Below are 19,775 nucleotides of genomic sequence, written 5' to 3' on the forward strand. Positions count from 1 at the left end.
GAGTTAAGAAACATTTATCATATTCAAACAAATGCTTGTTAAATCCGTTTTAAAGAGAGATAAAGAAGAATGCTATGATTCAAGATAATTTTTTTCCACTTTTCCCTCATAAACATCTTTTAGCTATTAAAGATCTGAGTGTACAAGATCTTAATACATTGCTTGATCGTGCAGAAGCAAACATTATTCTTTCTAACAAAGTTGATAAAATAAAATCTATTTTGTATGGGCGGACTCAAATTAATCTCTTTTTTGAAGCTTCTACGCGAACACAATCTTCTTTTGAATTAGCAGGCAAACGGTTGGGAGCAGACGTGATGAGTGTAGCGATCGACAACTCATCTGTAAAAAAAGGGGAAACGTTACTTGATACGGCTGCAACACTTAATGCGATGAAGCCAGATATACTGGTTTTTCGCCATAGCAGTGCGGGAGCAGCAGCTCTATTAGCACAAAAAGTTGATTGTTGTGTCATTAATGCCGGTGATGGTTCTCATGAACACCCAACCCAAGCTTTATTAGATGCTCTCACCATTAAAAGAGCAAAAGGTCGTATTGAAGGATTAACGGTTGCCATTTGTGGAGATATCTTGCACTCGCGTGTCGCGCGTTCTAATATCCTCAGTCTTAATGCTTTGGGGGCCCGAGTTCGTGTTATTGCACCTTCCACACTCTTACCCACAGGGATTGCCGATATGAGCGTTGAGGTTTTTAACAGTATGAAAGAAGGTCTTAAAGATGCTGACGTTATCATGATGTTACGCTTACAACATGAACGTATGGCAGGCTCTTTTATTCCCTCTATACGTGAGTATTTTCATTATTTTGGCTTACATAAAGAAAATTTGGCTTATGCTAAAGATGATTGCATTATTTTGCATCCTGGTCCCATAAACCGTGGTGTGGAGATTGCATCCGATATAGCCGATGGACCACAAAGTATGATTCATACACAAGTAGAAATGGGAATTGCAGTGCGTATGGCCGTCATGGAAGCTTTATTAGATTCACGCTTGAAGATCAATGGAGAAAAAAAATGATAAAACCAATTGTTTTTCAAAATGCTCGTATTATTGATCCTTCACGTACAATCGATGAAATTGGTACAGTTATTGTTGAAAATGGACGGATTATAGCCGCTGGGAAAGAAGCTTTGAATCAGGGAATGCCTACAGACGCAGAAATTATTAATGCACAAAACAAAGCAATTCTCCCTGGACTTGTTGATGCACGTGTTTTTGTTGGAGAACCAGGAAATGAAAATTGTGAAACAATTGCATCTGCAAGTCAAGCAGCCGCAGCAGGTGGTATTACTTCCTTTCTTATGATGCCCGACACGCACCCAGTTATTGATAATGTTGTCCTCGTTCAATTCATTAAGCGCACAGCAGGGGAAATGTCATCGGTCAATATTTATCCTGTTGCGGCAATCACACAAGGTTTCAACGGAGAAGAAATAACCGAATTTGGTTTGCTCAAAGATGCAGGAGCTGTTGCTTTTAGTGAAGGAAAAAAAACACTTCAAAATTCATCTGTTATGCGACGTGCAATGACTTATGCACGCGATTTTGATGTTCCCTTGATACATGAAACGCAAGATAAGGATCTTACAGGAAAAGGTGTCATGAATGAAGGGTTGCTCGCCAGTTGGCTAGGGCTTTCTGGAATCCCCCGTGAAGCAGAAGTTATCCCACTTGAAAGGGATCTGCGCTTAGCGACATTAACGCAAACCCGCTATCATGCCGCCCAGATATCAACAGCGCTCTCTGCTGATGCTCTTCGCTTAAGCAAGCAGCGCAGTGAAAAAATTTCAGCCGGTGTATCGATTAATCATTTATCTCTCAACGAAAATGATATTGGTCAATATCAAACTTCTTTCCATCTTATACCCCCATTGCGTACAGAAGAAGACCGGATAGCACTGATTGAAGCAATAAGAGATAGGACGATAGATATCATTGTCTCTTCCCATGATCCTCAAGGTATCGCCACAAAACATTTACCCTTCAATGATGCAGCAGCTGGTGCTATTGGTATGGAGACCTTATTGAGTGCAGCTTTGCGTCTTTATCATGATGAGAGCCTATCTCTTCTCCGAATAGCTGAGCTTTTGTCAACAACGCCTGCAAAGCTCTTTGGACTCGATGCAGGAACACTCAAAAAAGGTGCTTATGCGGACCTTATTGTGGTTGATCTTGAAGAACCATGGGTTGTTTCAACAGAGAAGTTTTATTCACGTTCAAAAAATACGCCTTTTGAAAATGCACGTTTTCAAGGACGTGTACTTCAAACCTTTGTAAAAGGGAAATCCGTTTTTAAACTTGACCGACAAACGTAATGAGATTCTTGAATGAATGAAGCAAAAATATTTTTTCAGTCTACTCCATGGTTTATTTTCCTCGTATCTTATCTCATCGGATCGATTCCTTTTGGTCTTCTATTTACGAGATTGGCCAAACTTGGCGATATAAGAGCAATTGGTTCCGGAAATATTGGAGCAACAAATGTTTTACGAACAGGAAATAAAAAAGTTGCTGCTCTAACACTTCTTTGTGATATGTTGAAAGGAGCTATCGTTATTTTCGTTATAAAGTTCTTTAATGATCCGCTCGATAAGAGTGTTCTTATTTCTCTAGCGGGTTTTTTTGCTTTCTTAGGACATCTTTTTCCCGTATGGCTTAAATTTAAAGGTGGTAAAGGTGTTGCAACCTATTTAGGGGTCTGCTTAGGCGTATATTGGCCCGCAGCAATTATTTTTATTATTGTATGGAGTGCAATTTTTCTTCTCATGCGTTATTCTTCATTATCTGCGCTTATTGCTGTTACAGTCACGCCGATATTCGTTTTTTATTTTTCCAATTTTTATTTCTGTTGTATGCTGATCGCGATGAGCCTATTTGTGTTCATAAAACATTGTGCAAATATCAGTAGATTATTAAGTGGGGAAGAAAGTAAGATTGGTACGCAAAACAGAGATAAATAAAGGAATCCTGCTTACTGATCGTCAACGTCTAAGCTGGTTACGGTTATTGCGCAGTGAAAATATTGGAGCTGTTAGTTTTCGCAATCTCATTGATCATTATAAAACAGCAGAAAATGCTTTAGCAGCGCTGCCAGAACTTATTAGAAAAGGAGGCGGTTCTGCATCTATTAAAATAGCAAGCTTAGAAGATACAGAAAAAGAAATACAAGAAGCTGAAAGATTAGGTATTCGGTTTATTGGTATGGGAGAACCAGATTATCCAGTTTTTCTGAAAGTTACAGAAGCTCCTCCGCCACTTATTGCTATCAAAGGTAATGTTTCAATTTTTCAAAAAACTTCGATTGGAATTATAGGCTCTCGAAATGCTTCAGCTGCTGGAAAAAAACTTACAGCTCAGTTTGCGCATTTTCTCGGAGAAGAAGACTTTGTAACAATTTCTGGGCTTGCTCGTGGAATTGATAGCGTTGCGCATCAAGCAAGTTTAAAAACAGGAACTGTTGCAGTCATGGCTGGGGGAATTGATCATATCTATCCTCCTGAAAATAAAAAGTTGTATGAAGATATCATCGCCAACGGTGGAGCCATCATCAGCGAAATGCCCATCTCTTGGAAGCCGCGCGCTATCGATTTTCCAAGAAGAAATCGTATTATTGCAGCTCTCTCACTCGGTCTCTTGGTTGTGGAGGCTGCCCTGCGTTCAGGATCCTTAATTACCGCACGTCAAGCAGCTGAAATGGGACGGTTGATTTTTGCTATTCCCGGTTCTCCACTTGATCCAAGGTCTGTTGGTACAAACAACCTCATAAAGGACGGCGCTCTCCTCACCACACATCCTTCTGACATCATAGAAACACTTACGCCATTAATTTCATCGCTTCCCAATTCCCAACTCAATTTTTTTGAGGAACCATCCTCTTTACAACTTGAAAAGGAGGATTGTAATTCAGTAGACGAAAAAAACTCTCATCCCTCTTTAATGGGTGATGATGATGCAGCACGCGCAGCAATTCTCTCTGCTCTTTCGACAACGCCAATCGACATAGATACACTCAGTACCCACGCAGGTGTTCCACTCCCAACTCTCTACCTCTTATTGGTAGAACTCGAGCTTGCTGGAAAGCTTATTCGACACTCTGGTGGTTGTGTGTCATTGTCGAATCTTGATCTTCCCCAAGAGCCTCAGCACTATTAATAATGCTTTGCCCTTCTTTGGCAACCATATCCAAAAGCAATGCTAAAAGCGGACTATGCGCCTGACGCGCCATCTGATTCATTTGCTTTGACATGTCTGTAATATATTGGATAACTTTCAAATGATTTATAAACATAATCCTCTATCCTTGAGCATTTCCCCTCCACCTCTCAATAGATGTCATCTTAGTATTTTAGTAATTCGCCGTACGCTTTTGTAATAACAGTTAAAAATAAATCGTGTAATTCTATATAGGGTGCGCTTTAATAATAACAATCACAAGTTGTACAATATTCATGTTTTTTATATGGCTAATATTTTTTTTATGTGTTCTTAAGCAATTGCCATTAGCTATTCACGTGAAAGGCGTTTATAAAAAAGTTTTTATTTCAATATTCGGGTAAAATTATGAATATCGTTATCGTTGAATCTCCAGCAAAAGCAAAAACAATTAATAAATATCTTGGGTCTCAATACAAAGTTGTCGCATCATTTGGACATGTTCGTGATTTGCCTGCAAAAGATGGCTCCGTTTTACCGGATCAAGATTTTTCGATGAAATGGGATATAGATTCTGTGGCTGAAAAACGTTTAAATGAAATAGCAAAAGCCGTTAAAGAGGCCGATAGCCTTATCTTAGCAACAGACCCTGATCGTGAAGGGGAAGCTATTTCATGGCATATTCTGGATGTTCTTCATCAAAAAAAAGTTTTAAAAGATAAACCTATAAAAAGAGTTGTCTTCAATGCCATCACGAAAAAGTCTGTGCTTGATGCTATGAACAATCCGCGGGATATTGATACATCACTTGTCGATGCCTATCTTGCACGTCGTGCTCTCGATTATCTTGTTGGTTTTACACTTTCACCTGTTTTATGGCGTAAACTCCCTGGTGCACGCTCGGCTGGACGTGTTCAGTCGGTTGCTTTGCGGATTATTTGTGACCGTGAAGCAGAAATAGAACATTTTATCAAAGAAGATTATTGGTCCATTACAACACAGTTAAAAACCATCAGAAATGATCATTTTCAAGCAAGATTGACAATGTTTAATCAAAAAAAGATTGGCAAACTTGATATTCAATCTCAAGAACAAGCAGATCAAATTCGCCTTATGTTGGAGAAGGCCCAATATCATACACTCAGTGTTGAAGCAAAACCTACAAAAAGAAATCCTTTTCCTCCCTTTACTACCTCTACACTACAACAAGCGGCTTCTTCAAAATTAGGCTTTTCAGCTTCTCGCACGATGCAAATTGCCCAAAAGCTTTATGAAGGAATTGAAATTAACGGTGAAATGGCGGGACTTATTACTTATATGCGTACCGATGGTGTGCAAATAGCGCCAGAAGCCATTGATACAGCAAGAAAAGTAATTCATGAATCTTTTGGAAATGACTATGTTCCTGAAAAACCACGTTTTTATTCAACAAAGGCAAAAAATGCACAAGAAGCACATGAAGCAATCCGTCCAACAGATTTTCAAAGGTCCCCCAACCAAGTTCGTAATTTTCTCGACAGTGATCAGGCAAAGCTCTATGAGTTGATATGGAAGCGCGCTATTGCCAGCCAAATGCGTTCTGCTGAAATTGAACGTACAACCGTTGAAATTGAAGCCCAGCAAGGAGACAACCGTGCAAATCTTCGCGCAACAGGATCTATTGTTCGTTTTGACGGCTTTATTTCCGTCTATACAGATCAACGAGACGAAGAAAATAATGAAGAAAATGAATCAACACGTTTACCACAAGTAAATACAGGTGAAGCACTTACGAAAGAAAAAGTTGAATCTGTACAACATACCACAGAGCCCCCTTCCCGTTATTCTGAAGCCTCATTAATTAAAAAACTTGAAGAATTGGGAATTGGTCGCCCCTCAACTTATGCCTCCACATTGGCAACATTGTGTGATCGTGGATATATTGTCATTGATAAGCGGAAGCTAATTCCTGATGCTAAGGGGCGTATTGTTACAGCCTTTCTTGAAAATTTTTTTAATCGCTATGTAGAATATGGTTTCACAGCAGATCTTGAAGAAAAGCTGGATCTTATCTCTGATGGCAAACTTTCTTGGAAAGACGTATTGCGTGATTTTTGGGATGGATTTAATGCATCTATTAGCAATATCCAAGAACTTCGTATCGCCAATGTCCTTGATGTTTTAAATGTAACATTAGCACCTCTCGCCTTTCCTGAACGCGAAGATGGAAGTGATGTGCGTTCCTGTCCTCTGTGTAAAAATGGTCAATTATCTTTAAAGCTTGGTCGTTATGGTGCTTTTGTTGGCTGTTCCAACTATCCTGAATGTAAATATACACGCCAACTTGGGACAGATACAGAAGAAGAAAATAAAGCTGTGCACAATGAGGAACCTGTGATGCTTGGTGTTGATCCTCAAACAGGAAAAGATATTTCTCTTCGCAATGGCCGTTTTGGTCCCTATATTCAACTTGGTGAAAGCAAAGAAGCCAAACGTGCGGGATTACCAAAAGAATGGCAGGCGGAAAATATCACTCTTGATAAAGCCTTGGCTTTACTCTCCCTACCCCGTGAAATTGGAACGCATCCTGAAACAGGCAAAATGATCACAGCGACAATTGGACGCTATGGTCCCTACCTTAGTCATAATGGAAAATCTGCGCGCCTTCTTCATGCGGATGAAGTTTTTGATATTGGTATCAATCGTGCTATTACAGTATTAGCAGAACAACAAGAAAATAAAACCAAGCAAAGCAGAACAACATCTACAGCACTCGCAACATTAGGAGAGCACCCCGAAGGAGGAACTGTCACTGTGCGCAATGGACGTTATGGTCCTTATGTCAATTGGGGTAAAGTTAATGCAACATTGCCAAAAGATAAAGATCCCATTAGTGTAACCCTTTCAGAGGCATTAGAACTTATATCGGCCAAAGTATCGCGTAAAAAGACAACATCAAAAAAAGCTTCTTCCAAAGCAAAAGTAAAAGAGACATAAAATTTGGCTAAAGGTGAAAAAAACGTAAAATTCCTCTCCTCAGTTAGGGGGGGAAATTTGCCCAATAGGGAAGAAATTCTTTCCTTTATCAATGAAAACCCTAACCGATTAAGTAAACGAGAAATCGCCAAAGCTTTTAACTTAAAAAGCAATTCTCGTATCTGGCTTAGAGATATATTATGCACATTAAAGGATCAAAATCTTATATCTAAACAGCGCAAAAGAGTAATAAACAAAGGACAATTACCCCCTGTTACTTTAGTAAAAATTAGCGGTCGTGATAAAGATGGGGGGTTTATTGCACAACCTTTTGAATGGGAAGATACGCCAAAACCTAATATTGAAATACACTCTTTTCGTCACATAAAAGGAGGGAGCATTGGTGTTGGAGATCATGTTCTTGTAAAAGTTTTTCGAAATAAAAATTCTCAAAATTCCCCTTATACGGGGCGAATTATTCGTAAAATTGATATATCCCCAAAGAACACATTTGGTGTTGTACGAAAGTTAGAAAATAATCAATGGCGTCTTGAACCTATAGACCGCAAAACCAATGAGCTCTTCATTGAAGTATCTCCAGAAATGAAGGTTGAAACGGGTGATCTCGTTGAAGTTGAAATAAAAAAAAATACTGGTTATGGACTTAAAAGTGCGCAAATAAAAAATGTTTTAGGGCATATTAAGAGTGAGAAAACACTCTCAATGATTGCTCTTCTTTCAAAAGGAATTCCTTATATTTTTCCTGAAAGTGTTCTTGAGGAAGTTAAACATATCAAAGCTGCTAATATGGATAATCGTGAAGATTGGCGACAATTACCATTTATTACGATTGATCCACCAGATGCAAAAGACCATGATGATGCAGTCTATGCAAGCAAGGATAAGGATCCTACAAATGATGGTGGTTGGATTATTATTGTAGCTATTGCAGATGTTTCTTACTATATCAAAACAGGAAGCGCTTTAGATAAAGAAGCATTAAAACGTGGAAATTCTGTTTATTTTCCTGATACCGTTGTACCAATGCTACCTGAACGCCTTTCTCATGATTTATGTTCTTTGCGTGAAGGAAAAGAAAGACCAGCTTTAGCCGTTCGTATGATTTTTGATGCAAATGGTAATAAACTAAAACATAGTTTTCATCGTATTATGATGCGTGTAAAAGCCAAACTCTCCTATCAAGAAGTACAATTGGCAAAAAAAGAACATATCCATAAAAAAAATGCTTCCCTGTTTGAGAATATTTTGCCCCCCTTATGGAAAGCTTATGCATGTCTTAAAATCGCTCGAAATCGTCGACAGCCCCTAGAACTAGAAATAGCAGAAAAAAAGATTATTCTTGATCAAAATGGATGCATCCAAGATGTTGTGAGTGAAGAACATTTAGAAGCCCATCGTTTGATTGAAGAGTTTATGATACAAGCCAACATTGCAGCTTCTGAAACATTAAAAAAACATCATCAGTCCTTCATTTATCGTATTCATGACAAACCCTCTCTTGCCAAACAAGAAATATTGCGGAATTTCCTTCAAAGTTTAGGAATATCCCTCTCAAAAAGTGCTGAATTAACATCAGCACGTCTTAATAGAATTTTAGAAAAGGTTGCTCATACGGAACAACAAGAACTTGTCAATCAAGTTATATTGCGTTCACAATCACAAGCAGAATACAATCCTAAAAATAGTGGACATTTTGGTTTGAATTTGCAGAACTATACACATTTTACATCACCAATTCGCCGTTATGCTGATCTTGTTATTCATCGAGCACTCATTAAAGCTCTCAAACTAGGAAATGATCAATTAACGGATACACAAGAACAAAACCTTGCAGAAATTGCTACGCAAATTTCTTTATACGAGCATCGTGCAATGATTGCTGAAAGAGAAACGATTGATCGGCTTGTTGCGCACTATTTAACGAATAAAATTGGCCGTATTTTTACAGGCCGTATTTCTGGAGTCACAAAAGCAGGGCTTTTTATTTCTCTTGATAAACTCAATACAGATGGTTTTGTCCATATTTCTACACTTAAAAATGATTATTATCATTTCGATGAAGCGCAACATATTCTTATAGGACAACATAGCCATAAAGGCTATCAGCTTAGTGATATTGTAGAAGTAAAACTTATAACCGTACAGCCTTTTGCTGGTGCTTTAAGCTTCGAGCTTTTAACAGAGCCCCGTCCAATCAAATTTTCATCGATATCCTACCATAAAAACAAATTAAAAAAACAAAAGCGCCATTTTTATGGAAGAAGAAAATATTAGTTAAAAGTAAAAAATATTTCTTAAATTTTTATTGAAAAATAATAAAGCTTTTCATTCACTCTTTAATAGTTAATAATAAATGATATCATAATGATTTAAACTAAGAAACTGTCTATAATATTGAATATTTATATCATTTTTGTATACAATATGCTTTCTTTGACATATTAAGAGCATATGTTTTATTTTGTATTAAAAGTATTGCAGAGTTTTTTTTATACTCAATGAAGAGAGAGAATCTGCAAAGGTTTGTTTGATCTTTCTTTCATTTCAGCTTGCCTCTTCATTACAAAAGTACCTTAAGCCATTCTCATGAAAAAAAACTCTCAAAATAATCCCTTGCGTGCAATTATTGCCGCTATTGCAACCATTGGCATTGTTGGAACAGCATTAGCAATGGGAACACAACTTGTCTCTCTTCTTATGGCAGAGAAAGGGCTTTCCAACAGTACGATCGGCTATAGTGGAACAGTTGGTGGAATCGCCACAATTATTGCAGCTATTTTTACATCTCGAATTGCTTTATGTTTAGGCGTCGCTCAAACAATATTGCTTATGAAGGCGATAGGATCTCTAAGTTTTTTAGGATTCTATTTTTTTTGAATTCATATGGGATTGGTTTATTTTAAAGTTTATATTGCATTTTACTATGACAGTTATGCTCCTCCCAAAAAACGCGGTTTGATCCTTTCTATTTATGCTATTGTCTTAGAATTAGGGTTTGTGATAGGTCTAACACTGCTAGCAAAAGTGGGAACACAAGGATTTATTCCTTTTGCTGTTGGCTGTAGCCTTATTATACTTGCTACTATACCAATTCTTGCAGCTTGGAAATTAAGTCCAGAATTTCAAAAAAATCAATATACGCCATTTTTTCGTTATCTTTTTCAGGTTCCAAACGCGATGATGGCGGCTCTTGTTTATGGGCCATTCAAATGGGCACATTAACGCTTATAATCCCCTTTAGTTTATCCATTGGTTATAATGAAAATGAAGCAGCACACTTTATGGCAACCCTTGCACTCGGGAATATTTTTCTCTTAATTCCTATCAGTATGTTAAGCGACTATGCCAAAGATAGGCGCTATCCGCTGATAGGTTGTGCTATCTTAGGTTTTGTGGAAACTTTTATAGTACCATGGATTATTCAATATCTATGGATTCTGATGTTTGATCTATTTATTCTAGGTGGTGTATCAGCGAGCCTTTATACAATTGGTCTTGCACATCTAGGTGGTGCACGTCTTAGGGGGCAAGAACTTGCTGCTGCTAATTTTGCTTTTACTTTTTGCTATGGAATTGGTATGCTCATAGGACCAACTTTTATCGGAAAATCCATGGATATTTTTGATCTTTTTGGTTTTTTTAATAGCCATGGCTGTTTTTTTTGGTTTATATGTCATTTTGGTATTTACCCAACTTATGAGAAAACTAATCAGCTCTTGACTTTTTTGAGAACATCCGTACTGTTGCCGGAAAATTTGATGATGTTGGAAATAAGTTCTAACAGCGATGATATTTTTTTCAGTATAAATAGGATTTTTGCATTATGGCTAAAGCAGCAACCATTAAGATCAAGCTTTTATCAACTGCAGATACTGGTTTTTTCTATGTAACAAAGAAAAACAGCCGTACAATGACAGATAAAATGAGCAAACGTAAATATGATCCAGTTGTAAAAAAACACGTTGAATTTAAAGAAACGAAAATTAAATAAATAAGCCAATCATTATTGATAGGTTTTATACTCCCAAAGAAATGCGAGATTATTACTCTTCAAAGTTATTTTTTGAGGAGTGTTTTTTGTTGTTTTTATTTTGAAATCTGTATAACTTTAAATTTGTATTGGCCTATATGGATTTAGCTAAGTTGATTTATTATTTAAGTTGCTTACATATTATACTGAATGCATATTTTATTTTTGTAATATCTAACGAAATTTTATCATTAAAACGGAATGCTTTTTTCGTCATGTGAATGAAGTTTTTGAAAGAATGATAAGCAATGCTCAATAGAATGCGTTATAATGATAGTAGCAGTTTCTTTATTTCATGAAAAAAAACTTTTCCCATTTTAATCTAAGAAGCTTAAATCAAATTATCGGTTTTAGTATTTTTATCACAGCTAGCATTCTTATCATGATGACAACTTATTTTAAGCCGACTCAGACGTTGCGCCAAAAAGAAAAATTTTCTTCTAAAAATTCTATTGAAGGAAAGACTCTTGTCATTGATGGCGATTCCATCATGATTTCTTCCATTAAGATTCGGCTAGTTGGCATTGATGCTCCTGAACTTCATCAATTTTGTGGAAAAGAAAAGCTACGATACCCTTGTGGACTTGAGGCAAAAAAATATTTAGAACAATTGGTAGAAAACCAATCTGTTACATGTCATTGGCATAAAACAGATAAATATCGCCGTATCCTTGCAACATGTCAAACGCAACAAGTTAGCGATATCAATGCCGCACTTGTACAGAATGGTTGGGCTGTAAGCTATTATGATTACCCCAAAGAAGAGCAAGAAGCCAGAAGAAAAAAAAGAGGAATATGGGCATCAAGTTTTCAACGACCCAAAGAATGGCGCAAAGCACATCCTCGCACAGAGTAAAAAATATTTTTAAATTTTATTGACTAATGAAACAATGTAGCCCAATTATCAAACTTGAAAAAGAAATCTATTCCTGTCGGGTTTGTATCCAACAACCATATTATTTCTCTCCTCTTCCTCATGAACCAAATCCCGTTGTTTATTTATCCCATACGGCTTTAATTGCAATCGCAGGACAAGCCCCAGGATTGCGTGTTCATGAAACATCTATTCCTTTTAATGATCGCTCTGGTGAAAGATTACGTGATTGGCTTAACGTAACAAAAGAAGAGTTTTATAATAGATCTCTCTTTGCGTTTGTTCCTATGGGATTTTGTTTTCCAGGTTATGACAAAAATAAAACTGATTTGCCACCAAGACGTGAATGTAGAGAAATATGGCATGAGAAGATATTTCAAGCGATGCCTCAAATAAAGCTTGTTCTTGCTATTGGCAGTTATGCACAAAAGTGGCATATTACAGAATTAAAACATAAAACCGTTTCAGCAACTGTTCGTGATTGGAGAAATATCCTTTCCATCTCTCAGCCTCGAGGCTATAATGTTATGCCTTTACCTCATCCATCATGGCGAAATACTGCTTGGCTACAGAAAAATCCATGGTTTAATGATGAGCTTATTGTATATTTGCGTCATTTAGTACGTAAATTTTTATAGATTAAAATATTGAGAAAAAATATGGATCGTCTTGACCGAAAAATTTTACATCTTTTGCAAGAAAATGCGACACTTTCTGTAGCTGATATTGCTAAAAAAGTGGGGCTTTCGACCACTCCTTGCTGGCGTAGAATTCAAAAACTTGAAGAAGAAGGTGTTATTCAGCGTCGCGTTGCCGTTCTTTCTCCAGAAAAAGTAAATGCGCACGTTACTGTTTTTGTTTCTATTCGTACAAACACCCACAGTCATGAATGGTTTAAGCGCTTTTCAAAGATTGTGCAAGAATTCCGTGAAGTCATTGAATTTTATCGAATGAGCGGGGATATTGACTATTTATTGCGTGTTGTCGTTCCCGATATTGAAGCTTATGATCTTTTTTATAAAAAATTAATTTCTAAAATTGATATCCGTGATGTTTCATCTTCTTTTGCAATGGAACAGATTAAATATACAACAGAACTTCCACTTAATTATATTAAATTACATGAAAAGGCGAATGAACAAACTTAAAAGTTTTTTTTATGTCCTTCTCATATTTTTTTAAGTATTCAAACTTTCTTGCTCCAAAACCGCCATTTGCGCATGTGTTAAAACAGCAGCTTTGACGATACCAGCAGCCATAGCGGCTCCGGCCCCCTCACCAAGGCACATTCCCAAATCCAGAAGTGGCTCTTTGCCAATTTTTTTTAAAAGTTTACGATGAGCTTCCTCAGAAGAAACATGTCCAACAAGGGTATGTTCAAGAGCTCTTGGATGCATTTTATAAAGGATAGCAGCAGCAGCTGTTGCCACAAAACCATCTAAAATAACGGGTATTTTTTCCATTCTTGCTGCTAAAATAGCACCAACCATAGCAGCAATTTCACGCCCTCCCAAGCGACGCATTATCTCAAAAGGATCGTTGAAATGTTCTTTATGCAAAGCGACAGCTGTCTTAATCGCTGCTATTTTACGCTGATAAAAATCATCTTCCGATCCCATACCACTTCCTGTCCACTCTTCAACTTCTCCCCCAAATAATGCAAAGCATAAAGCTGAAGCTATTGTTGTATTTCCAATCCCCATTTCACCGATACATAAAAGATCTGTCCCACCAGCAATGGATTCCATGCCAAATGCCATTGTAGCAGCCGCACTCCGCTCATCCATTGCGGCATCCTTTGTAATATTTATTGTTGGATATTTCAGTGCTAAATCAAAAATTTTTAATCCAAGATCATAAGCTATACAAATTTGGTTGATAGCAGCACCACCAGATGCAAAATTTTGAACCATCTTTTGTGTCATCGATTGTGGATATGGCGTAACATTCTCTTCTACGATACCATGGTTTCCAGAAAAAATAGCGACCAAAGGCCGCGTTACGATAGGTTTTTCTGTGCCTCTCCACCCCGCATACCAAACAGCAATATCTCCTAGTTTTCCTAATGATCCTCGCGCTTTTGTTAAGTTTTCTTGCCGTTTTTTAGCTAAAATTATCGAAAACTCATCAGCAACAGGTAAATTTGTAAGTAAAGTACGAAAATCATCAAATGGACGAGCTGTCATGAGAATACCTTTTAAAATCTACAATGTTTAATGAAAATCACGTCATATAGATAGGGTATGAATAATTTATTGCTTTTTTAAATAGTGTTTTTAAAATATTAAATATTATAGCGAAGACTTCTATATTCCATTTTCTACCCCAATAAGAAACATGCAAGATTCAAAATAGCATCAAGACGTTATGACGAGCTTTACAGGATATCTTTAACCTATTTTTCTGTCTAATAGATGTCATCAACATGCCGTTTAATATATAAACTTTAATATCCTTATTCATAATAAAAGTTATAAATTTCCCCAAACTATAAAATCCAAATGATCAAAATACAAAGGATCTGAGCTTTACACATGTTAATGTCTTGCTTTTATCCCATGAGTGCAGAAAAAGCTTCTTTCAAAATATAGATATCTGCATTTGGTTTTGTCGCCTCATTAGATAATATTTGTCTCCATCGACGAGCCCCTCCCCGCCCATGAAATAAACCAATCATATGACGCGTCACATGAGAAAGACGCCCTCCCGATACAATATGTTGAGCCGCATAATCACACATGATTTCAATAAGATCACTCTCACTCAAATTATTCTGCGACTCACCATAGAGTTCAAAATCAATATGCTTTAACAAAGTTGGATCATGATAAACTTGGCGCCCAACCATGGCAGAATCACAAAAAATCAAGTGTTCTTTTATCTCATCAATTGATTTAATTCCACCATTTATCCCAATGAATTTATGAGGATATTTACGTTTTAATTTATAAACTCTTTCATAATTAAGGGGTGGAATATTGCGATTTTCTTTTGGACTTAATCCTTTTAGCCACGCTTTACGCGCATGAACCCAAAGGGCATCACATCCTGCATTCCAAACTTTCTCTGCTAAAAGATCTAAAGCTAATTCTTCATTCTGCTCGTCAACCCCAAGACGACATTTGACCGTTACAGGTATCGTAACTGCTTTTTTCATGGCTTCCACAGCATTTGCCACAGTATCAGGATATAACATCAAACAAGCTCCAAATACACCTGCTTGAACACGATTTGATGGACAACCAACATTGAGGTTTATTTCATTATAACCAAAATCTTCAGCAATCCGTGCAGCCTCTGCTAATTTTTTCGGATCCTCTCCCCCTAATTGTAATGCAACTGGACATTCCTTATGGCTAAAAGCCAACAATTGTTTGCGAACACCATGAATGACGGCATCTGCTACCACCATTTCCGTATAAAGGAGTGCTTTTTTTGTTAAAAGACGATAAAAAAATCTGCAATGTCGGTCTGTCCAGTCCAACATTGGTGCTACTGCAAATTTTACAGGCGATGGAACATTGTAAAATATCATGAGGGCACTGCTCTTATATCCCAGTATCTCTCTTTATACAGAGGAAAATACTTACCTTTTAGTTTACAGAAAGCTTTATTCTCTGAAACCATTATGAATATACCAACAGCGCCTTTATTCAATTGATATAAAGGTTGACGATAATCAAGCATATTAAACCACAATTTTTATAGAGTAACGCTAAAGTATATAAACATGAAAAAAGAAGATCTTCACCTGTAATGTACAAAAAACTCATTTTAAAGTTTTTTATGTCATTAACTTCTCATCCTTACGGATTTTACCAGAGAGTTTAAAATAATAAACTAAAACATTCCACAATTTTCCACGATAGGCTTATTTTTCTTTAGCCTTTTTCAATTCGTTGTAAAACAAACGCAATAGAAAGTGCTTTTATTTTTTCTCCAATAAAAAACAAAAATTTCTTCTTCCATACAAATCCGATTATAAATTATTTTCTCTCAATGCGTTTTTCTTGGTGGTATTTATTAAATTTTCCGTCATAGGATAAACAAATTTCATTCTAAATATTCCATCCAATTTTGCCATTTTATGGCTGTTACAAAAAACTAAATTAAGAATATAGACAAACAGCATTTTTCAATGTTTATGGATTGTATTAAGATCTCCTGAAGAAAAATATTTTACAATATTGCAGATAAAACCTGCTAAACTTAAACGACTATAAATGTTTTTCAATTTCTTTTTGGCTTTGCATATAGGAAGAAAGAATCTCAACCTCTTGCTCATTAAAGAAAAGGCCAAGTTTTGAACGACGCCATAACACATCTTCAGATGTTTTTGCCCATTCCTTTTCCATTAACCATTTTACTTCTATTTCATAAAGTCCATGTCCAAAATTTTTTCCTCTATTCGCCTTACCATCAGCAAATATCACCAATGCTTCTGTACCATAGGAGCGTGCAAGCCTGCGATGTGTAAAAGCATCTAAATCTGGCGTCAAAAAAGCAATCCTATTTTCGATTGTATCTAATTGGTTATAAGGAAAATCACCGCCGGGAAGAACTGCATTAGCCGTCCATGATGCCCCCTTTTTACCAAGCGCTTTTTCAACAAATTTCATCGCATCTTCAGCTAATTTACGATAAGTTGTAATTTTTCCACCATAAAGATTGAGAATTTTTGGTGTACTTCCTGTTCCTATTTCTTTCAAAACATAATCGCGCGTAATTTCTTGCATTTTTGAAGCCCCATCATCATAGAGTGGACGAACTCCAGAGTAAGACCAAACAATCGTTTTAGGCGACACTGGTTGTATGAAATATTCACTGGCTGCTGCACAAATATAACTAATCTCTGCATCTGTAATATGAACATTGGCTGGATTTCCCTGATAATCACAATCTGTAGTTCCAAGCAAAGTAAAATCTTCTTGATAGGGAATAGTAAATATAATACGTCCATCACCGTTTTGAAAAATATAAGCACGATCATGCGTATAAAGCTTTGGAACCAAAATATGAGAACCTCTAACAAGCCGTACAGGTGGATGTTCTTTACAGTTTAATATGCTCGTCAAAACATGATCAATCCACGGACCTGTCATATTTGCGACATAAGAGGCTGTGACACTATATTTTTTGCCACTTAACTTATCTTGTAGAATGATACGCCATTTTTTCTCTTCTTTTTTTAAAGAGAGAACTTCTGTCCGTACTTTTATATCTGCTCCGCATTTTTCTGCATCACGCGCATTGGCAATGACTAAACGGGCATCATCGACTCTGGCATCAGAATATTCAAAACCTCTCTGATATTCTTTCTTTAGTGTAGAGCAAAACTTTTTTGAAAAATTAATCGTTTTACTGCGCCACAATTTCTGATTCCATTTCCCTAAATAATCATAAATAAAAAGTCCAAAACGCAACATCCAAGCAGGACGCAACTCTTTATGATAAGGAAGAAGAAAACGCAAAGGACGCACGATATGTGGAGCCATACGTAAAATGATCTCCCGTTCTTTTAATGCTTCACGAACAAGTTTAAACTCATAGTGTTCAAGATAACGAAGCCCCCCATGAATAAGCTTTGTTGATGCACTCGATGTTCCCGATGCAAGATCATTCATTTCAGCTAATCCTACTTTAAAACCGCGTCCAGCTGCATCTCTTGCCAATCCACACCCGTTTATCCCTCCTCCAATGATAAACAGCTCATAATGCGTTGTGGTTTTCATAATTTTACTTTTCATGATTTAATTTTGTTTCACACTACTCAATAAAGTAACATTAAAAAATCAATACGAGTGCGTTTCATTGTATTATCAATCTGCTTTTTTCCACAATAAATACGCATAAAAAGCTTTTTGATACCCTTTTATCAAAACAACATTTGACAAATTAAAGAGATTTTTTTTATCTTCGAAAAAACATAATCTTTAAAAATGTGCATTATATAAAGTTTTTTAGAGAAAAATTGACGTTTTTGCTCATTTGTGAATAACAACTATAGCTAATGCTTTATTGCACAGAGATAACGCTTTTCATATAGTTCACTTAAATAACACGATAGAAAATATGAAGGGATACAGATGACTCATCAACTTCAAAATCCAAAAGTAACACTTGTTTCAAAAATTTTAACCTCTGTTATATTAAGTATTTTATTTTTTTTCCCTTCTTTATCAAATGCAACATCACATCCCAAAACAGAAAATCATTTAAACTTAGAAAATCTTAAAATACAACTTCTGGAAGATTCTAACTTTTTATCTAAGCTTAAGGAAAAAGTTACCTCCCATATTGATTCTCATCAAATTCAACAAATTGTGAGAGAGTATCTTCTTAATCATCCAGAAATTATGATTGAAATGCAGCTTATCCTTCAAGACAAGCTAGAAAAGCAGAATGAATACGAAAACGAAAGACAAACCTCTGTCATCCATTCGTTAAAAAAGGAGATTTTCCACTCTTCTCATGACGCTGTTTTAGGCAATCCAAATGGCAAAAAAGTACTTGTTGATTTTTTTGATTACAACTGTCAACATTGTAAAAATTCCTATTCGAATATAGAAAACTTGATAAAAGAATACCCAGATTTACGAGTCATTATCAAGGATTTGCCAATTTTAGGACCTGATTCTATAGCCGTCCATACTGTTGCCTATGCATTTCGAAAACAATTTCCAGAAAAATATCCACAGTTTCACAAAACGCTTTTAATACATCAGGGGCGTGTAAATGAAGCTAAAGCTATAAAAATAGCTGTTTCATTAGGAGCAGATGAAAAAAAACTCCGTAATGCAATAAAAGATCCTAATCTGCAAAATACCTTTAAAGAAAATATTCAAATTGCCTCTACACTTCATATTACAGGAACGCCTTCTTACATTATCGGTAATAAAATACTCATCGGTGCAGCCAGCCAGGATATGCTAAAGCAAGCGATAGACAATATACAGTGAATAGCTTTTTTATACCTGATCCATTTTAGGAAGAATACTATAAATGAAGTGATTTTATGCTTTCTCTTTTTTGATAACAGGCTTATAAATGCAATTTTGCATACAGCAGAGACGAGTTTAAAATTGCAAAGTATAATGACTTAAAGGAAATAAAAATCTTTAAAGCCTCAAAAGATATCATCCCTAATCTAGAGATGTTCAGTCATAAAATGAGATAATGGCGATCTTTATTGATCAAGGAGTTAGAATTAAAATGGCAACAAAAAAAATAGATTCGGAAAAATATACCGCAATTGATACAAAAATTATTCGCGATCTTGCTGAAATTTTGAATGATACGAATTTAACAAATATTGAAGTTGAACAAGGGGAACTTCGTATTTGTGTTTCACGCCAAAATAACTCAACTTCTTCCGAACAAGTAATTTATTCCCCTGTTGCCACTCCTAGCTTTTCTGCAACATCTTCTCAAGTCCCAACAACCGAATCTCCCATACAGCCTCTCCAAGAAGATAAATCAAAAAATACCATAACCTCTCCAATGGTTGGCACAGCTTATCTTGCCCCTTCTCCAGGTGCTCAACCATTTGTAGAAATAGGGCAAAGTGTTTCTGAAGGAGAGACGTTACTAATCATTGAAGCGATGAAAACAATGAATCAAATTTCATCACCACGCTCAGGAAAAGTAACCACTATTCTTGTCGAAGATGGCCAACCTGTTGAGTTTGGTGAACCACTTATTATTGTTGAATAAAGCGAGG

General features: G+C 36.4%; 19 protein-coding genes. 15 read left to right on the forward strand and 4 right to left on the reverse strand.

Annotated elements, in window-relative coordinates; all coding sequences use genetic code 11:
- The first annotated feature begins 74 nt into the window (after positions 1–74).
- Genes PVV65_RS01685 through dprA form a run of 4 tightly spaced genes read left to right on the forward strand, consistent with a single transcriptional unit; the run spans position 75 to position 4,175 of the window.
- On the forward strand, positions 75–1,040 hold the full coding sequence (locus tag PVV65_RS01685) for an aspartate carbamoyltransferase catalytic subunit (protein ID WP_273788956.1): 966 nt from the start codon (positions 75–77) through the stop codon (positions 1,038–1,040).
- A complete protein-coding gene (locus PVV65_RS01690) occupies positions 1,037–2,338 on the forward strand; it encodes a dihydroorotase (protein ID WP_273788957.1) in 1,302 nt (433 codons plus the stop codon). The genes PVV65_RS01685 and PVV65_RS01690 overlap by 4 nt, the downstream gene beginning before the upstream one ends.
- Before the next feature lie 12 nt (positions 2,339–2,350).
- Positions 2,351–2,983 carry a glycerol-3-phosphate 1-O-acyltransferase PlsY gene (gene plsY / locus PVV65_RS01695; protein WP_273788958.1) on the forward strand — a complete coding sequence of 211 codons (633 nt, stop codon included), beginning with the start codon at positions 2,351–2,353 and terminating at the stop codon, positions 2,981–2,983.
- Complete coding sequence (dprA, locus tag PVV65_RS01700; RefSeq protein ID WP_273754128.1) at positions 2,958–4,175, forward strand: DNA-processing protein DprA; 1,218 nt, start codon at positions 2,958–2,960, stop codon at positions 4,173–4,175. Before plsY ends, dprA begins: the two co-directional genes overlap by 26 nt.
- Here the strand turns inward: dprA and PVV65_RS01705 are convergent.
- On the reverse strand, positions 4,105–4,311 hold the full coding sequence (locus tag PVV65_RS01705) for a hypothetical protein (protein WP_005773510.1): 207 nt from the start codon (positions 4,309–4,311) through the stop codon (positions 4,105–4,107). The genes dprA and PVV65_RS01705 overlap by 71 nt on opposite strands.
- Before the next feature lie 272 nt (positions 4,312–4,583).
- Between PVV65_RS01705 and topA the strand changes: the two genes are divergently transcribed.
- From topA to PVV65_RS01750, 9 genes are all read left to right on the forward strand, one after another.
- Positions 4,584–7,151, forward strand: coding sequence for a type I DNA topoisomerase (topA, locus tag PVV65_RS01710; RefSeq protein ID WP_273788959.1), 2,568 nt, complete (start codon positions 4,584–4,586; stop codon positions 7,149–7,151).
- 3 nt (positions 7,152–7,154) lie between these two features.
- Positions 7,155–9,425 carry a ribonuclease R gene (rnr, locus tag PVV65_RS01715; protein ID WP_273788960.1) on the forward strand — a complete coding sequence of 757 codons (2,271 nt, stop codon included), beginning with the start codon at positions 7,155–7,157 and terminating at the stop codon, positions 9,423–9,425.
- A gap of 312 nt (positions 9,426–9,737) precedes the next feature.
- Positions 9,738–10,028 carry a hypothetical protein gene (locus PVV65_RS01720; protein ID WP_273788961.1) on the forward strand — a complete coding sequence of 97 codons (291 nt, stop codon included), beginning with the start codon at positions 9,738–9,740 and terminating at the stop codon, positions 10,026–10,028.
- A 6-nt stretch (positions 10,029–10,034) separates the two neighbouring features.
- A complete protein-coding gene (locus PVV65_RS01725) occupies positions 10,035–10,373 on the forward strand; it encodes a hypothetical protein (RefSeq protein ID WP_273788962.1) in 339 nt (112 codons plus the stop codon).
- Complete coding sequence (locus tag PVV65_RS01730) at positions 10,361–11,041, forward strand: hypothetical protein (protein WP_273788963.1); 681 nt, start codon at positions 10,361–10,363, stop codon at positions 11,039–11,041. The genes PVV65_RS01725 and PVV65_RS01730 overlap by 13 nt, the downstream gene beginning before the upstream one ends.
- Positions 10,975–11,142 carry a 50S ribosomal protein L33 gene (gene rpmG / locus PVV65_RS01735; protein ID WP_004864083.1) on the forward strand — a complete coding sequence of 56 codons (168 nt, stop codon included), beginning with the start codon at positions 10,975–10,977 and terminating at the stop codon, positions 11,140–11,142. Before PVV65_RS01730 ends, rpmG begins: the two co-directional genes overlap by 67 nt.
- A gap of 334 nt (positions 11,143–11,476) precedes the next feature.
- Positions 11,477–12,037, forward strand: coding sequence for a thermonuclease family protein (locus tag PVV65_RS01740; protein WP_273788964.1), 561 nt, complete (start codon positions 11,477–11,479; stop codon positions 12,035–12,037).
- Between the two features lie 26 nt (positions 12,038–12,063).
- The gene (locus PVV65_RS01745) at positions 12,064–12,693 is read left to right on the forward strand and encodes a uracil-DNA glycosylase family protein (RefSeq protein WP_273754120.1); all 630 of its coding nucleotides are present in this window, start codon (positions 12,064–12,066) and stop codon (positions 12,691–12,693) included.
- A gap of 21 nt (positions 12,694–12,714) precedes the next feature.
- The gene (locus PVV65_RS01750; protein ID WP_273754118.1) at positions 12,715–13,203 is read left to right on the forward strand and encodes an Lrp/AsnC family transcriptional regulator; all 489 of its coding nucleotides are present in this window, start codon (positions 12,715–12,717) and stop codon (positions 13,201–13,203) included.
- A 30-nt stretch (positions 13,204–13,233) separates the two neighbouring features.
- On the opposite strand, the gene cobT is transcribed toward PVV65_RS01750, so the two are convergent.
- The 3 genes from cobT to glpD form a co-directional block, all read right to left on the reverse strand.
- On the reverse strand, positions 13,234–14,241 hold the full coding sequence (cobT, locus tag PVV65_RS01755; RefSeq protein ID WP_273754116.1) for a nicotinate-nucleotide--dimethylbenzimidazole phosphoribosyltransferase: 1,008 nt from the start codon (positions 14,239–14,241) through the stop codon (positions 13,234–13,236).
- 365 nt (positions 14,242–14,606) lie between these two features.
- The gene (gene dusA / locus PVV65_RS01760; RefSeq protein WP_273788965.1) at positions 14,607–15,590 is read right to left on the reverse strand and encodes a tRNA dihydrouridine(20/20a) synthase DusA; all 984 of its coding nucleotides are present in this window, start codon (positions 15,588–15,590) and stop codon (positions 14,607–14,609) included.
- 682 nt (positions 15,591–16,272) lie between these two features.
- Positions 16,273–17,805, reverse strand: coding sequence for a glycerol-3-phosphate dehydrogenase (gene glpD / locus PVV65_RS01765; protein ID WP_273788991.1), 1,533 nt, complete (start codon positions 17,803–17,805; stop codon positions 16,273–16,275).
- A gap of 336 nt (positions 17,806–18,141) precedes the next feature.
- Here glpD and PVV65_RS01770 point away from each other — a divergent pair, with 336 nt between their 5' ends.
- Together PVV65_RS01770 and accB are read left to right on the forward strand one after the other, a co-directional pair.
- The gene (locus PVV65_RS01770; protein ID WP_273788966.1) at positions 18,142–19,014 is read left to right on the forward strand and encodes a DsbA family protein; all 873 of its coding nucleotides are present in this window, start codon (positions 18,142–18,144) and stop codon (positions 19,012–19,014) included.
- A 253-nt stretch (positions 19,015–19,267) separates the two neighbouring features.
- Positions 19,268–19,768, forward strand: coding sequence for an acetyl-CoA carboxylase biotin carboxyl carrier protein (gene accB / locus PVV65_RS01775; RefSeq protein ID WP_273788967.1), 501 nt, complete (start codon positions 19,268–19,270; stop codon positions 19,766–19,768).
- Positions 19,769–19,775: the final 7 nt, after the last annotated feature.

It is taken from the genome of Bartonella sp. ML70XJBT (assembly GCF_028618425.1).
In the GTDB taxonomy this organism is placed as follows: Bacteria; Pseudomonadota; Alphaproteobacteria; order Rhizobiales; family Rhizobiaceae; genus Bartonella.

What these genes read in the sequence shown, in the direction of transcription:
- PVV65_RS01685 (WP_273788956.1), top strand. Translation starts at nt 75, where the DNA reads ATGATTCAAGATAATTTTTTTCCACTTTTCCCTCATAAACATCTTTTA.
- PVV65_RS01690 (WP_273788957.1), top strand. Translation starts at nt 1,037, where the DNA reads ATGATAAAACCAATTGTTTTTCAAAATGCTCGTATTATTGATCCTTCA.
- plsY (WP_273788958.1), top strand. Translation starts at nt 2,351, where the DNA reads ATGAATGAAGCAAAAATATTTTTTCAGTCTACTCCATGGTTTATTTTC.
- PVV65_RS01705 (WP_005773510.1), bottom strand. Translation starts at nt 4,311, where the DNA reads ATGTTTATAAATCATTTGAAAGTTATCCAATATATTACAGACATGTCA.
- topA (WP_273788959.1), top strand. Translation starts at nt 4,584, where the DNA reads ATGAATATCGTTATCGTTGAATCTCCAGCAAAAGCAAAAACAATTAAT.
- PVV65_RS01720 (WP_273788961.1), top strand. Translation starts at nt 9,738, where the DNA reads ATGAAAAAAAACTCTCAAAATAATCCCTTGCGTGCAATTATTGCCGCT.
- PVV65_RS01725 (WP_273788962.1), top strand. Translation starts at nt 10,035, where the DNA reads ATGGGATTGGTTTATTTTAAAGTTTATATTGCATTTTACTATGACAGT.
- PVV65_RS01730 (WP_273788963.1), top strand. Translation starts at nt 10,361, where the DNA reads ATGGGCACATTAACGCTTATAATCCCCTTTAGTTTATCCATTGGTTAT.
- rpmG (WP_004864083.1), top strand. Translation starts at nt 10,975, where the DNA reads ATGGCTAAAGCAGCAACCATTAAGATCAAGCTTTTATCAACTGCAGAT.
- PVV65_RS01740 (WP_273788964.1), top strand. Translation starts at nt 11,477, where the DNA reads ATGAAAAAAAACTTTTCCCATTTTAATCTAAGAAGCTTAAATCAAATT.
- PVV65_RS01745 (WP_273754120.1), top strand. Translation starts at nt 12,064, where the DNA reads ATGAAACAATGTAGCCCAATTATCAAACTTGAAAAAGAAATCTATTCC.
- PVV65_RS01750 (WP_273754118.1), top strand. Translation starts at nt 12,715, where the DNA reads ATGGATCGTCTTGACCGAAAAATTTTACATCTTTTGCAAGAAAATGCG.
- cobT (WP_273754116.1), bottom strand. Translation starts at nt 14,241, where the DNA reads ATGACAGCTCGTCCATTTGATGATTTTCGTACTTTACTTACAAATTTA.
- dusA (WP_273788965.1), bottom strand. Translation starts at nt 15,590, where the DNA reads ATGATATTTTACAATGTTCCATCGCCTGTAAAATTTGCAGTAGCACCA.
- PVV65_RS01770 (WP_273788966.1), top strand. Translation starts at nt 18,142, where the DNA reads ATGACTCATCAACTTCAAAATCCAAAAGTAACACTTGTTTCAAAAATT.
- accB (WP_273788967.1), top strand. Translation starts at nt 19,268, where the DNA reads ATGGCAACAAAAAAAATAGATTCGGAAAAATATACCGCAATTGATACA.